12 protein-coding genes are annotated in these 13717 nt (G+C 70.1%); 6 read left to right on the plus strand and 6 right to left on the minus strand.

Going from position 1 to position 13717, the window contains the following annotated elements:
• Positions 1-124: 124 nt before the first annotated feature.
• The 3 genes from ABGB17_RS00205 to ABGB17_RS00215 form a co-directional block, all read right to left on the minus strand.
• Entirely contained in the window at positions 125-667 is a 543-nt protein-coding gene (locus tag ABGB17_RS00205; RefSeq protein WP_347625959.1) for a hypothetical protein, read from the minus strand.
• Positions 668-717: 50 nt separating this feature from the next.
• Positions 718-2106, minus strand: coding sequence for a selenium-binding protein SBP56-related protein (locus tag ABGB17_RS00210; RefSeq protein WP_347625589.1), 1389 nt, complete (start codon positions 2104-2106; stop codon positions 718-720).
• 95 nt (positions 2107-2201) lie between these two features.
• A complete protein-coding gene (locus ABGB17_RS00215; RefSeq protein WP_347625590.1) occupies positions 2202-3104 on the minus strand; it encodes a TauD/TfdA family dioxygenase in 903 nt (300 codons plus the stop codon).
• Between the two features lie 286 nt (positions 3105-3390).
• On the opposite strand from ABGB17_RS00215, the gene ABGB17_RS00220 reads away from it, so the two are divergent.
• The 4 genes from ABGB17_RS00220 to ABGB17_RS00235 are packed head-to-tail and all read left to right on the plus strand — an operon-like array spanning position 3391 to position 6589.
• Entirely contained in the window at positions 3391-4467 is a 1077-nt protein-coding gene (locus ABGB17_RS00220) for an ABC transporter substrate-binding protein (RefSeq protein ID WP_347625591.1), read from the plus strand.
• Between the two features lie 31 nt (positions 4468-4498).
• A complete protein-coding gene (locus ABGB17_RS00225; RefSeq protein ID WP_347625592.1) occupies positions 4499-5293 on the plus strand; it encodes an ABC transporter ATP-binding protein in 795 nt (264 codons plus the stop codon).
• On the plus strand, positions 5280-6158 hold the full coding sequence (locus ABGB17_RS00230) for an ABC transporter permease (RefSeq protein WP_347625593.1): 879 nt from the start codon (positions 5280-5282) through the stop codon (positions 6156-6158). Before ABGB17_RS00225 ends, ABGB17_RS00230 begins: the two co-directional genes overlap by 14 nt.
• A gap of 14 nt (positions 6159-6172) precedes the next feature.
• Positions 6173-6589: an Rrf2 family transcriptional regulator gene (locus ABGB17_RS00235; protein WP_347625594.1), complete on the plus strand. Its 417-nt coding sequence runs from the start codon at positions 6173-6175 to the stop codon at positions 6587-6589.
• Here the strand turns inward: ABGB17_RS00235 and ABGB17_RS00240 are convergent.
• Together ABGB17_RS00240 and ABGB17_RS00245 are read right to left on the minus strand one after the other, a co-directional pair.
• The gene (locus ABGB17_RS00240) at positions 6583-7575 is read right to left on the minus strand and encodes a hypothetical protein (protein WP_347625595.1); all 993 of its coding nucleotides are present in this window, start codon (positions 7573-7575) and stop codon (positions 6583-6585) included. The genes ABGB17_RS00235 and ABGB17_RS00240 overlap by 7 nt on opposite strands.
• Entirely contained in the window at positions 7572-8831 is a 1260-nt protein-coding gene (locus ABGB17_RS00245; protein WP_347625596.1) for a hypothetical protein, read from the minus strand. The genes ABGB17_RS00240 and ABGB17_RS00245 overlap by 4 nt, the downstream gene beginning before the upstream one ends.
• 583 nt (positions 8832-9414) lie before the next feature.
• Here ABGB17_RS00245 and ABGB17_RS00250 point away from each other — a divergent pair.
• Both ABGB17_RS00250 and ABGB17_RS00255 read left to right on the plus strand, forming a co-directional pair.
• Positions 9415-9714 (plus strand): hypothetical protein, encoded by a 300-nt coding sequence (locus ABGB17_RS00250; RefSeq protein WP_347625597.1) that lies wholly within the window; start codon positions 9415-9417, stop codon positions 9712-9714.
• A 147-nt stretch (positions 9715-9861) separates the two neighbouring features.
• Positions 9862-10536 (plus strand): CHAT domain-containing protein, encoded by a 675-nt coding sequence (locus tag ABGB17_RS00255; protein WP_347625598.1) that lies wholly within the window; start codon positions 9862-9864, stop codon positions 10534-10536.
• A 162-nt stretch (positions 10537-10698) separates the two neighbouring features.
• Here the strand turns inward: ABGB17_RS00255 and ABGB17_RS00260 are convergent, their stop codons facing one another.
• Complete coding sequence (locus tag ABGB17_RS00260) at positions 10699-13392, minus strand: lectin (RefSeq protein ID WP_347625599.1); 2694 nt, start codon at positions 13390-13392, stop codon at positions 10699-10701.
• Positions 13393-13717: the final 325 nt, after the last annotated feature.

Below are 13717 nucleotides of genomic sequence, written 5' to 3' on the forward strand. Positions count from 1 at the left end.
CGCGGAGCCCGCCCGGGAGACCCAGGCCACCCGGGACGGCCACCGCGGGACCGGCCGCCGGGCACGGCGAGCCGGCCGCGGCGGGGCGCCGGGAACTCAGGCCGGGAATTCCGGCCGGAGGTCTCTAGTGCGCGAGCTGTGCCAGCGTCAGGCCGCCCGCCACCACCAGGGCAACCGCCCACAGCCGGTCCACGTTGAACCAGGCGCGACGCAGCACCGTCAGCCCCGCCACCTGGTACACGAGGACCGCGACGGTCCCCGCCACCGCGAACATCGCCAGCGTGTGCAGCGCGGCGACCTCCAGCCCGCCGGACAGCGGCCGGCCCTCGGCGTGCAGCCCGGTGAACAGCGGGATGAGCATCAGGCCCGCGCCGTGCGCCGACGACATCAGGAACGACCACGCGGCGAGCTGCGGCAGCGTGAGCCGCATGCCCACCCACCGGAAGTGCCGGGTGGACAGCAGCTGCCACAGCCCGAACGCGACCAGCACCGTCCCGCCGAGCACGGACAGCACGGTCGCCGTCACCAGCGACCCGGTCAGGCCGATCGCCAGCGCCACCACGGCCACCGAGGCCAGGTGTCCCGCGGCGATGGCGGGCAGCGACGCCAGCACCACCCCCCGGTCGCGTTCCTGCAGCCCACGGGCGACCGCGAACAGCCACCCCATGGCGGGGTTCAGCCCGTGGAACGCGCCGAGCAGGACGGCCGTCAGGGTGGTCACGGGTAGCAGTAGGAATCGGAGGAGGCGTCGCCGCCCTGCAGCCGCACCTGGTGGGGACGCAGGCCGCGGAACGCGTCGCCGTTGGGGAAGAACCGCTCGTCGAACGTGAACGAGTCCGCGTCGATCTTGGCGAGCCACGCGCCGACGCCCTCGGGGTAGAACTGGTCGTCCCACGCCCCGTAGAGGGAGTTGCTCACGTAGACTCGCCGGCCGTCCCTGCTGACCTCGACCATCTGCGGCCCGCCGCGCAGCGGGGCGGAGAGGGCGGGGTGCGCGGTGTTGCCCACGACGCCCCCGATGCGCAGGGACCCGAGCTCGACGGGCTTGAACGGGTCGGACACGTCGTACTGCTTGATCTCGCCGGTGCCCCAGCACGAGACGTACAGCCGCCGGTCGTCCACTGACAGGTCGATGTCGGTGACGAGCGGCGGCACCGCGCCGAACGGCTTGAGGATGTCGGGCAGGTCCTCGGCGGCGGCCGGCTCGGCCGGGATGTCGATCACCTTGCGTACCTGCCACCGCCCGGCCTCGTGGAACCACGTCCACACCGACGCCGACAGGTCCTCGACGCTGGTGACGACGCCGACGAAGCCGTAGGTGCGGGTGGGGTCGTGCGCGGGGCGCAGCTCCAGCGGCATCTGGTACTGGTCGCCGAGGTCCACCTCCTGCAGGTGGCGGCGTCGGCGCAGGTCCCAGAAGTGCAGCCGGTGGCCGTACTTGCGGCCGAGCAGCAGCTCGCCCACCACGCCGTCCTCGATCATGGACGGCGTGCCCCACTCGGAGGTGACCAGCACGTCGTGGTTGATGTGCCACCAGAAGTCGTACGCCAGGTACTGCGGTCCGCGGTCCACCTCCCACCGGCCGAGCACCTCGAACGAGCGGTGGTCGAGGATCGCGATGCCCCCGGGGCCCTCCTCGCCGCCGGCCCCGCCGAGCGCCGAGACGTACAGCCCGTCGGGCCCGCAGTGCACGGTGTGCGGCCGGGAGTACCCGGCCCGCTCGGCGAGCTGCTCCGGCTCGATCACCTTGACGATCTCGGGGCTGATGCGGTCCTTGGTGTCGAGGACGTAGACGCGCGACGAGCGCAGCCCCGGCACCACGAGGTAGCGCCGCTCGACGTGCGGGTGCGGGGCGGAGGGGCACAGCGCGCTGCTGCACGCGTTCCAGCCGAAGTGGTGGAGCTCGTCGCCGGTGTACGGCAGGTCGGTCCAGCCCACCACGTCGCCGTAGGTGGGGGAGGAGGCGTCGGTGTCGAGGACGGCTATCGCGTCCGGCCGGGAGGCCTGCCGGTCGAAGGCGGCGACGTACGCCAGCCGCTCGGCCGGCGCGGACGCGGCGTCCCGGGGTGAGGGGTAGAACGTGGGGTCCGGTGTCCAGAGTGCCATCTTCCCAGCATCCCGCTAATGCCTACAAGGTCAATAGGTAATCGCCGGGACGCCGGCCGGCCCCGGGTGGAGGGCCGGCCGGCGCGCCCCGCGGGTCAGGCGGCGAGCGGCGAGTACGCCGACGCGTCCCCGGCCAGGGCGACGCTCGGACGCCCGTCGACGCCCACGGGGACGTCCCCGGCGATGGTGACCCGGTGCAGCCGCCGGGCCTGGCCGCCGAAGTCGTGCACCACGCGGTGCTGGGTGGCGCGGTTGTCCCAGATGGCCACGTCGCCCGGCGCCCAGTGCCAGCGCACCGTGTTCTCCACCTGGGTGACCTGCTCCTGGACGAGGCTGATGATCGACGCGGAGGTCTGCGCGGACAGGCCGCTGATCCGCTTGGCGAAGTCGCCGAGCAGGATCGAGCGCTCGCCGGTCTCGGGATGCACGCGCACCACGGGGTGCTCGGTCTCGTAGCCGGTCGAGGAGAACACCTTGGCGTACTCCCCGGCACGCTCGGGGTCGTCGGAGGTGGCGACCCGCGCGTAGTCGAACTGGTTGGTGTGCACGGCGCGCAGCCGGTCCACGAGGTCGCGCAGCGCGTCCGGCAGGTATTCGTAGGCGCTCACGGTGTTGGCCCAGAGGGTGTCGCCGCCCGCCGGGGGGACGGTGACGGCGCGCAGCACCGACGCCAGCGGCGGCCGGTCCACGAAGGTGACGTCGGTGTGCCAGCGGTCGACCTTCTGGCCGGCGCTGTAGTCCAGGTCGAGGATGTGGGCGTTGCCGTTCAGGGCGGGCACGGTCGGGTGGGCGGTGGTGGGCTCGCCGAGCAGCCGGGCGAAGGCGACCTGCTCCTCCTCGCCGAGGTGCCACTGGCTGCGGAAGAAGACGACCTTGTGCTCGAGCAGGAGCCGGCGGATCTCGGAGACCAGGTCGGCGGGCAGGTCTCCGCCGAGCCGTACGCCGGTGATCTCGGCGCCGATGCGGCCGGCGACGGGGGAGACGTTCAGGGTGGACATGACGGGGCTTCCTTCCGGGTGGGGATGAGGGGGACTCAGCGGAAGGAAGGACACAGCGCGCTGGCCACGCGGCAGAAGTCCACGTGACCCCGGATGATCAGGGAGGTGGTGGTCACGTCCTCAACGTAGAGCGCACCATGAAGCGAAGTCAACACTACAGGTAGGAAATAGGGGATTATGGCCCCGGTGAGCGCCGGCCGGATTCGGACACCGGGTTGACGGGCCGTCCCCGTGGCTCTATAAACGAGTAAATCTACTTAATAAGTGGGAAATATAGGGAGTTCGGATGAACGCTCGCAGGGTCCGCGGAGTGGTGGCGGTCGTCGCCGCCGTGGCGATCACGACCTTGACGGCGGCCTGCGGGGGCACGGACGCCGGGAATCCGGCAGGTGGAGGGGCCGGTGGATCGGCGGCGGGCCCGGCGGAGGTGCGGCTCGGGTTCTTCCCCAACATCACGCACTCCACCGCGCTGGTCGGGGTGGAGAAGGGGTACTTCGCCAAGCACCTCGGCAGCGGCACGACCCTGAGGACGAGCCAGTTCAACGCCGGGCCCGCCGCCATCGAGGCGGTCTTCTCCGGCGCGATCGACGCCACCTACATCGGCCCCAACCCGGCGATCAACGCGTGGTCCAAGTCCAAGGGCGAGGCCATCAAGATCGTCGCGGGTGCCGCGTCCGGCGGCGTGTTCCTGGTGGTCAAGCCGGAGATCAACTCTCCCGAGGACCTCAAGGGCAAGAAGATCGCCACCCCGCAGCTCGGCAACACCCAGGACGTGGCGCTGCGGTACTGGCTGAACGAGAAGGGCATCAAGACCGACACCAAGGGCGGCGGCGAGGTGTCGATCGTCCCGCAGGAGAACTCCCAGACTGTGCAGACGTTCGCCACCGGCGACATCGACGGCGCCTGGGTGCCCGAGCCGTTCGCCAGCCGCCTCGTCAAGGAGAGCGGTGGCAAGGTGCTGGTCGACGAGCGCGACCTGTGGCCGGGCAAGCAGTTCGTGATCACCCACCTGATCGTGCGGCAGGAGTTCGCCAAGGAGCACCCCGACACCGTCAAGAAGCTCATCGAGGCGCACGTCGAGGCCAACGCCTACATCAACTCCGACCCGGCGGGCGCGGCGCGGACCGTCAACACCGCCCTGGAGAAGCTCACCGGCAAGCCGCTCAAGCCCGAGGTGCTGGACGCCGCGTTCAAGAACATCACGTTCACCGACGACCCGATCGCCTCGTCGCTGGTGGGAAGCGCCGACCACGCCATCAAGGTCGGGCTGCTCGACCCGGTGGACCTGAACGGCATCTACGACCTGACGATCCTCAACCAGGTGCTCGCCGCCAAGGGCGAGCAGGCCATCTCCGACAAGTAGCCGACGCCGGACCCCGAGAGGAAACGAAAGCATGACCGCTCCGCTCGTGGAGCAGGCCGGCGGCCGGGTCGAGGGGGAGAACCCCGCGATCCGGCTCTCGGCCGTCTCCAAGATCTACGGCCAGGGCAGGAACGGGCTGCTCGCCCTGGACGAGGTGTCGCTGGACGTGGCCCCCGGGGAGTTCGTCTGCCTGCTCGGCGCGTCCGGGTGCGGCAAGAGCACCCTGCTGTCGCTGGTGGCCGGGCTGGACCGGGCGACCGCCGGCACCGTCGAGGTCGACCGCACCCGGGTGGCCCTGATGTTCCAGGAGCCCGCGCTGTTCCCCTGGCTGACCGTGTCGGCCAACGTCGAGATGGCGCTGCGGGCCAAGGGCGTCGCCAAGCGGGAACGCCGGGAACGCGCACAGGAGTTCCTGCGGATCGTGCACCTCGGCGACTTCGGCGCCAAACGGCCGCACGAGCTGTCCGGCGGCATGCGCCAGCGGGTCGCCCTGGCCAGGGCGCTGGCCCAGGACGCCGACGTGTTGCTGATGGACGAGCCGTTCGGCGCGCTGGACGCCATGACCCGCGACCTGCTGCACGACGAGCTGGAGCACATCTGGCGGGAGCGCAACCTCGCGGTGCTGTTCGTCACCCACAACGTGCGCGAGGCCGTACGGCTCGGCGACCGCGTGGTGCTGCTGTCCAGCCGCCCCGGCCGGGTCGTCGACGACTTCCGCATCACCCTGCCCCGGCCGCGGCGCAGCGACTCCGCCGAGGTGGGGCGGCAGGCGGGCGAGATCACCGATCGGCTGAAGCTGGAGGTCATGCGCCATGGCGGCAACTGAGACCCGTGCGGCCGACGCCCATGCGCGGCAGATCGCCGGGCTGGACGCGCTGGAGCTGGCCGCCCCGCGGAAGGCCGCCCTCGCCCCCCGGGCCTGGGCGGCGGCGTGGCCGGTGGTGTCCGCCATCGTCATCGTGCTCGTCGTCTGGCAGGCCGTGGTGTGGGCCGGCTGGTGGCCCGAGTACGTCTTCGCCGGACCCGTCACCACGCTGACCGACCTCGCGCAGCGCCTCGGGGAGGCGGAGTTCTACCAGGCCGTCGCGGTCACCATGCGCCGCGCCGTCGTGGGCTTCGCGCTCGCCATCGCGGCCGGGCTGGTCGTCGGGGCGCTGGTGTCGCGCATCGGGCCGCTGCGCCGCGCGGTCGGCTCGCTCATCACCGGCCTGCAGACCATGCCGTCCATCGCGTGGTTCCCGCTCGCCATCCTGCTGTTCGGCCTCACCGAGAGCGCGATCCTGTTCGTCGTCGTGCTCGGCGCGGCGCCGTCCATCGCCAACGGCCTGATCGCCGGGGTCGACTACACCCCGCCGATCCTGCTGCGCGCCGGGCACATGCTCGGCTTCCGGCGGCTGTCGCTGTACCGGCACGTCATCCTGCCGGCGTCGCTGCCGTCGTTCCTCGCCGGGCTCAAGCAGGGCTGGGCGTTCGCCTGGCGCTCCCTGATGGCCGGCGAACTGCTCGTCATCATCGCCAACCGCCCCTCGCTCGGCGAGCAGCTCCACTTCGCCCGCGAGCTGGCCGACTCCGCCGGCCTGCTCGCCACAATGATCGTCATCCTGGTCATCGGCATCGTGGTGGACCGGGTCTTCGGTGCGGCCGACAACGCGCTACGCCGCCGCTGGGGACTGCACCAGGTCACCAACTGAGGGGCCGGGCGGCGATGCGGATCTCCGCCAGGACCCAGTACGCCCTGCGGGCGGCGGCCGAGCTGGCCGCCGCCGCGCCGGGCCCGCTCCCCGCCGACAGGATCGCGGCCGCCCAGGGCATTCCCCGCAGGTTCCTGGACAACATCCTGCTCCAGCTCCGACGGTCCGGCCTGCTGCGCAGCCAGCGCGGCCCCGAGGGGGGCTACTGGCTGGCCCGCCCCCCCGACCAGATCAGCCTGGCCGACATCGTGCGCATCGTCGAAGGCGTGCCGGAAGGCGGCGACCACGGCGGCTTCCCCGGCGTGGCGGGACCGCTGGCCGACGTCTGGGACGCGCTGCGCGACCACGAACAGGCACTGCTGTCCGACGTCACACTGGCCGACATCACCCGCGTCGCCGCGAGCGGCACCGACGTGATGACCGGTCAGTAGATCCCCTGACCGGACGCGCCGACGGCGCCGCCGTTCTTGTCGCGCAGCACCCGGCGGATCGAGGCGATGGTCTGCCGGATGCCGTGGTCGGGCAGGTGGGCGCCGTGCCCGGGGTCGGACTGGTCGAAGATGCCCACGGTCACCGAGGTGTTCTGGCCGCTGGAGACGCCCACCGCGAACTGGCGGAACACGATGGTGGCGTGACGCACCTCGTCGTCGTCCCCGGGCCGTGACCTGCTGTGCTTCCTGTCTTCGTTCTTGTCCTTCTTCTCGGCCTTCTCCGGGGGCGGGTCGGTGTCGGTGCGGCGCAGCTCGAAGTCCTCCGGGGCGGCGACGGTGACGGTGGACACCGAGGCGACGTGGGCGTACTGGTACTCCTGGGTCTCCTCCATGAACAGCTTGCCGGTCAGCAGGTCCAGCTCGCTGCGGTAGATGGCCAGATGGTGGTGGGTCGGGCAGATCACCATGACCTCGTACGCCTCGAAGCGCCAGACCTCGTCCTTCCCGACGGTGTAGCCGCTGTGCGTTGACGGGCCGTAGATCAGGATGGGGCGCCTGCCCGGCCGCTGTGGTGCCGGGTCGCGGCTGAGCGTCCTGATGGGGTCCCAGTCGTTCTCGCCGGTCTCCAGGTCCTCGGCCGTCAGGTTCAGCGACGTCATGGCGATCTTCTCGATGGCCAGGAGGTCGTTGGCGAGCAGCCTGTCCATCTCGGCGTCGGTCGGCTTGGGCTCGGCCTGGGCGTAGGCGTCCCTGTAGCTGGACGACATCACGGCCCCGGTGATGCCGCCGATCACGCCAAGCACGAACGCCCCGACGCCGATCTCACGGGAGTAGCTGAGGGTCGCCACGCCGGCCACCGCGCAAACCCCGGCGGCCACCAGGAGCGACAGGGCCATGACGCGGTCGAAGGGGTTGGGTGACTTGACGAAGTACTTCCTGACACGCTTCCTGCGCTCGGTGGCCGCGTGGTCGACCTTGCCGTTCATCCGGCGCTCCTCTCCGCCCGTGTCGCGAGCAGCCGCCACACGTGGTTCTCCTCGGCCGTGAACTGCCCGACGATCTCAGCGGCCCGCTCCCGCGGCACCGCGTCCACCAGCCGCACCAGCTCCGGCGGCACCGCCGTGCGCAGCACCCAGGTCATGCGATGGTCCTCCAGCACCAGGCACCGGAGCGCCCCGGCCTCCGGCAGCCGGTCACGCGCACCGTCGAGCAGCCCGGCGATCTCGTCCACCACCGCCCGGCGATGCATGTGCGGCCGGTGCCCACCGAGCAACGCGAGCGCCAGGTAGTAGCACACCCGCGGATCCTCCGGCCTGTCCTCCAACGCCTCCGCCAGCCGCCGCCGCGCCGGCCCGTACCGCCCGGCACGCAACGCCCGCAGCCCCAGGGCGAACGGGTCGGGCCGCTCGGCCGGCGGATGGATCTGGATGGTGCCCGCCTGGTAGAAGGACTCCCCGTGCTGGGCCCCGATGCTGAACAGAACAGACCCCTGCGCCCCACTCCCCGCACCTCCCTGGGACGCCCCCGGCGCCGCACCGGCATGCCCAGGCGGCGGCCCGCTTACCCCGTCAGGCCCGTTCACTCCGCCGGTCGGTGCCGGCCCGCCTGGCCGGCCCTGTCCGGCCGATGGCCCTTCGGGCCGCGGGCCGGGTGCTGGGGTGCCGGGGACGTGGACGTGGGCGAGTTCGCGGAAGCCCTTGCCCGGCAGGTCGATCTCGACCTCGCGGAACGACGCGGGGCGCAGGCCGCCGAGCTCGGACAGCACCACCTTGCGGTACACGGCGTCCGAGACGATCAGCGCGAGCGTCGCGTCCGGCGCGTCCTCCAGGGCCTCCCGCACCGGCGCCGAGTCGAGAAGGCGGCTCACCACGATCAGCGCGGGCCCCGCGGTGCCGAGCATGCTGCGGGTCAGCACGTCGGTGTGCATGGCCAGCCGCAGCCGTATCCGGTTCTCCGGCGCGTGCCCGTCGTTGTGGTCCCGCAGCAGCACGTCCAGCTCGGCCACCCACCGCCGCACCACGGCGACCAGATCGGTCCCCTCGGGCAGCTCGGCCAGCTCGCCGTCCCCGCTCACCTGCCTGACCCACCCGCTCCGGTCGAGCCCCGCCTGCTCCGCCGCCACGGTGAGGATCTCGTCGAGATCCCGCTGCACCTCGAGCTGCCGGCGCGTGGTGCGGGAACTGTACTTCCGCACGTCCACCCCGACGACGAACCGGTCCACCAGAAAAGGACGCGCGGCCACCGGACCTCCCGGCACGACTGGCGGACGGCTTTCGACTCGGCGCGATGATCCGGCCATGATTTGCCCCCATAGGCCGCTTTCTCGCGGCTGACCCCACTGCGATCGAGGCCAGTATGGCAGTTTGAGGAGTGGATGCACCTTATATAAATAATAGAAATGGATTAGCGGGCCCGAGCTGCCTAGATCACTCACCGGCCGACCGAAAAAGCAGTAAATAACGGAATTGTCCGACCCGGCTCCGTGCCGCGGAGTCGGGGGGCCAGGCCGGTGGTGGGAGGGAGATGGTGTTCCTTGCCGGAGCGCTCGACGCCGGACCACATGGCGCGGGGAGCAGTCGGACGGCCACGTCCAGGGTACGTGCGGCTGGTGCCGGCGTCCGGTGTCCGTCTTCAGGTGGGCCGGTCGGCGGCCTATACATTTGCATATCTCGGGACAAGCCGGGCGGGAAAGACCATCGGATATTCGCGCGGGTATTCCGGAAACTCCGGCGGCCGGCGGAAGATCACTGAATACGGGGCGGCGGGATGAATCCTGAGACGGGGGAGGCGCGGTCGGCCGATCGTCGGATCGCGGCGGCCCGGGAATGGGACGAGTTACTGGAGCAGGTGCGGGCGCTGGAGGGGGCAGGGTTTTCCTGCTGCCTCCACCGATCGAGACGCTGCTGCCGGTCGCCGACGAGGGGCCGGTGGTCGTGGTGAACGCCAGCGAGTGGCGGTGTGACGCGCTGGTCGTGACCGTCACGGGCGTGCGGGCGGTGCCGTTGCCGCGGCTCGGCATGGAGGGGGCGCAGGAGCGGCTGCGGGAGTACCTGCGGGTCGTGGACGGCGACGTGGACGGGGCCGAGCGGGAGGCGGTGCTGACCTCGACGCTGGGGTGGTTGTGAGACGTGGTGGCCGAACCGGTGCTGGACGGGCTCGGGTATCCGCACGACCCACGGGGGCGTTGCCCCGGCTGTGGTGGTGCCCGGCCGGGCCGCTGACGCTGCTGCTTCTGCACGCCGCCGGGCGGGCAGGGCGGCGGCCGTACGGTGATGGACCGGGTCGTGTCGTCGTACACCCCGCCGCTGCGGGCGCTGCTGGAGGCGCGGAAGAACGGGAGCGCCGACGGGGACGACGGGCGCATGCTGGTCGTGGCGGTGCCGGACGCACCCGGGGCGCGGCCTCTGGAGGACGTGCCGAAGGAGCAGGAGCTGCTGACGCGGCTGTTCCCGGGGGAGCGGCACACGCCGCTGGCCGGGGACGACGCCGTGCGGGAGCGCATGCGGGAGGAGCTGCCCCGGCACCGATGGGTGCGCTTCGCCGGGCACGGCGGGCAGGATCTCGCCGACCCCTCCCAGGGCGGCCTGCTGCCGCGGGACGGGAAGCTGACCGTGACCGACATCGGCGCGACGGGGTACCGGGGCGCGTTCACGTTCCTGTCGGCGTGCAAGACGGCCACCGGCGGCACCACGCTGCCCGACGAGGCCAGCACGATCACCGCGGCGCTGCACTACACCGGGTACCGCCAGGTCATCGGCACCCTGTGGTCGGTGGACGACGCGCTGGCCGTGGTGGTGGCCGGCTCGGTCTACCGCAGGCTCACGGCCACCGGCCGTTTCCGGCCCGCCGGCGCGGCCCGTGCCCTGCACCGCGCGATCCGCCCCCTGAGCGCCGGCCACGCCACCCGCCCCAGCGCCTGGGTCCCGTACACCCACACTGGCCTCTAGGCCCGCAAGAGTGCCGGCCGCCCACCGGTCCGGCGGCGCTCGGGCAGGTACAGCGGGCTCCACGCCAGAACGCCGGCAGATCACCGCTGGGATCCCGGCCGTCGGCAGAGCGGGCCGCGGACGGTGTGTGCATGACCGTCCGCGGCCCGGTGGGAGCTCACGTCAGCTGCGCAGGCTCCACTGCTGGTTCGAGCCGCCGTTGCAGGCCCACAGGATGAGCCGCGTGCCGTTGGCGGTGCCGCCGCCGTTGGCGTCCAGGCACAACCCGGACTGCACGCCGGTGATGGTGCCGTTGGAGTTGACGTTCCACTGCTGGTTGGTCTGCCCGTTGCAGTCCCAGATGATCACCTGGGTGCCGTTCGTGGTGCCCCGGTTGTAGGCGTCCAGGCACTTGTTGCCGAACACCTGGAGCTGCTTGCCCGATGTGTAGGTGAACCGCTGGTTGGTGGCGCCGTTGCAGTCCCACAGTTGCGCCTGAGCGCCGTTGGTCGCCGAGCCGCCGGCGATGTCCACGCATCGGCCCGACTGGCCACCCACGATCGTGCCGTTCTGCTGGTTGCCGCCGCCGTTTCCTTGCCTGACGAGAGACTTCGACTCAGCCGATCGATTCCCCTGGGCGTCCACGACGTAGAGCCGGTACTCGCCGACCGTCGTCGGGACGGCGATGGTGGTCGCGGTTCCGGTTGCCCTGGTCATCGTGTTGCCGACGGCGAAGGAAGTCGTGCCCAAGGGGGCCAGCCAGACCGTCTTGCTCGCGTCGCCGGTGCTGCGGATGGGGATCGATGTCACACCGGCGGCGACGAACGTGCTGGCGGGCAGGACGTAATCCGGCAGAGAAAGATTGCTCTGGGGGATGATGTTCCTGTAGGCGTCCTCGAGTCCGGAGTTCACGGCGATGCCATAAGCCTGCGACGGCCAGACGTAGTCGGAGGACACGATGATGTCCTGGACCGTGCTGTTCGGCAGGTTCTTGTTGGAGACCTTGTTGATGGGGCCGTACGTCTGCGTGATGCTCAGGTCGTGCTTACGCCCGAAGTCGTCGGAGTTGATGAGCCACGTGACGTTCTTGTCCACGCTCAGGACGTTGTCGCGGAAGGTGATGAACGCCGAGCCTTCGTCCGGGTGCAGCCCGTACTTGTGACCGGACGGGACGCCCTGCAGATAGTTGTTGGTGATCGTGGTTCCCGGCTGGCTGCCCAGCGTGTAGATGGGAGCCGTGTCGCTCAGGCGCTGCACCGTGTCGATGATGTGGTTGTGGCTGATGGTGTTGTTCTTCGCCGTGGTGGTCGGCCGGTTGGGCGCGATCGAGCCGGACGATCCGTCGAAGTTCCACCATCCCCAACCGAGCGTGATGCCGGACCACGGGGTTTTCTCGATGCGATTGCGCTGGATGGACAGGCCGTCCGCGAAGTACGCCGAGATGGGGCTGTGCCCGTTGAACAACACAGCACTGTCGTAGATGTAGTTGTTCTTTATCTCGATGTTCTTGGGCGCCCCTTCGACCTGGGCGGTGTACTTCTCGCGGTTCGTCGCGGTGTGGTCCCCGATGTAGACGTGCTGGGGATGGCCCACGACGATGGCGGATCCGGCGATGTCGTTCGTGAAGTTCCCGATCAACTGCGAGTTCACCACGTCGTTGGCCATGGTGATTCCGTCGACGCCGGTGTGCTGTACCCGGTTGTTCTGCAGGAGGAGCCCGTCGGCGTTCTCGATCTGGATGATGCCGGGGGCCATGTCGACGTTGCGGTAGTAATAGACGTGGAAGTTCTGCCTGGCATACGCGTGTGCGCCGAGATTACCCTGCTGAGCCTGCTTGAGCACCGAGCCGGCCACGTTGAACAGGTTCCAGTCGGAGTGCTGGACCGTGAGGCCGGTGAAGGTGATGTTCCGGGCGCGACTGCTCGTGGAGGTGCCGGCGACCCGGAGAAGGGTGGACACGTTGTTCGGTGCGTAAACCGTCGCGGTCGTCATGTTCTCGGAGCCTGATTTGTAGTAGTACAACGTCCGGCTCGTCTTGTCGAAGAAGAACTCGCCCGGCGTGTCCAGGAACTCGTAGGCGTTCATGACCTTGTGGCTGCCGCCGATCTGGGCGTTCCCGTTGAAGGCGCCCTGGGCGATGGCCGCTCCCGGCTGCTGGAACAGAGCTATACGGTTCGAGCTGTCAGAGGTGACCTGCCGGACTCCCACGATGGCCGTGGTCCAGGTCGTCCCCGTCTCGATTTCGATGTCGTCCTGATTGCCGGCGATGGCGGGGAAATCACCCAGGCTGTACTTCGCTCCCGCGCACTGCGAGCCCGACTCCCACGCCCAGGGCGCCTGCCCCGCCGTGATGTTGTAGGTCCCTGAGCACCCACCGGAGCTTATTGTCTTCGACGCCATGTACGCCCGCTTGTCGTTGACATAGAGCGCACGGAGCTTGTTGCTGCGATTCAGCGGGGCTTTCCAGATGTTGCCGCTGTGCTGCGTCCACCCGGTGACCTGAACGCCTCCGCTGAGGATCGGCGTCTCGTTCTGGTACGCGGCGTATATGACCCGGTAGCCGTTCGTGCCGGAGTCGGCCGGCGTGAAGTCGATCGTGCTGGTGACCGGGTAGTTGCCCCCGCGGAGATATACGTAGATGTCGTCTGTCATGTTGGCGTTCACCGTGCGGACGACGTCCCTCGCACGCTGCAGGGTCCGGAACGGCGACGTGATCGTTCCGGAGTTGGCGTCGTTGCCGTCGGGGGCGACGTAGTAGGTTGCCTGGGCCGCTGCCGAGGCCGGAGTGGTACCTGCGAAGGCCGGCAGCAACACAGCGGCGACGAACACCGCAAGCGCTGCTAACGCCTTCCCAGTGGTGGACAGGGCTGACTTCACGCTCTGTTCCTTTCGCTGGTTCCGAGCAGAGTGTTCGCCACGCGGTCAGTCACTGCCGCCGGGGCGCGAGAGGTCTCCTCGTGTCACGCCCTGAGGTTCCGTGGCAGACGTGGCGTTACCGTTTCGTAACGTATGACGTATGCCGACTGATGTCTGGGTGTAATGTCGCATTAACAGGGGTGTCTCGCAACAGTCGACGGAGCCGGGGGGAGGCACACCCTCGTCCCCCTCAGCGCCGCGACGCCGGGTGACCGTCCGCGCCATGGTGGACCTCCCGCGAGGCGCGTTGGTCGCCGCCGGTCACCGCGCACGGTGCGACCTGGCA

It is taken from the genome of Sphaerisporangium sp. B11E5 (assembly GCF_039871875.1).
In the GTDB taxonomy this organism is placed as follows: Bacteria; Actinomycetota; Actinomycetes; order Streptosporangiales; family Streptosporangiaceae; genus Sphaerisporangium.

Excerpts from the sequence above, each read along its gene's own strand:
- ABGB17_RS00205 (WP_347625959.1), bottom strand. The coding sequence starts at position 667 with ATGGGGTGGCTGTTCGCGGTCGCCCGTGGGCTGCAGGAACGCGACCGG.
- ABGB17_RS00210 (WP_347625589.1), bottom strand. The coding sequence starts at position 2,106 with ATGGCACTCTGGACACCGGACCCCACGTTCTACCCCTCACCCCGGGAC.
- ABGB17_RS00215 (WP_347625590.1), bottom strand. The coding sequence starts at position 3,104 with ATGTCCACCCTGAACGTCTCCCCCGTCGCCGGCCGCATCGGCGCCGAG.
- ABGB17_RS00220 (WP_347625591.1), top strand. The coding sequence starts at position 3,391 with ATGAACGCTCGCAGGGTCCGCGGAGTGGTGGCGGTCGTCGCCGCCGTG.
- ABGB17_RS00225 (WP_347625592.1), top strand. The coding sequence starts at position 4,499 with ATGACCGCTCCGCTCGTGGAGCAGGCCGGCGGCCGGGTCGAGGGGGAG.
- ABGB17_RS00230 (WP_347625593.1), top strand. The coding sequence starts at position 5,280 with ATGGCGGCAACTGAGACCCGTGCGGCCGACGCCCATGCGCGGCAGATC.
- ABGB17_RS00235 (WP_347625594.1), top strand. The coding sequence starts at position 6,173 with ATGCGGATCTCCGCCAGGACCCAGTACGCCCTGCGGGCGGCGGCCGAG.
- ABGB17_RS00240 (WP_347625595.1), bottom strand. The coding sequence starts at position 7,575 with ATGAACGGCAAGGTCGACCACGCGGCCACCGAGCGCAGGAAGCGTGTC.
- ABGB17_RS00250 (WP_347625597.1), top strand. The coding sequence starts at position 9,415 with ATGGGACGAGTTACTGGAGCAGGTGCGGGCGCTGGAGGGGGCAGGGTT.
- ABGB17_RS00255 (WP_347625598.1), top strand. The coding sequence starts at position 9,862 with ATGGACCGGGTCGTGTCGTCGTACACCCCGCCGCTGCGGGCGCTGCTG.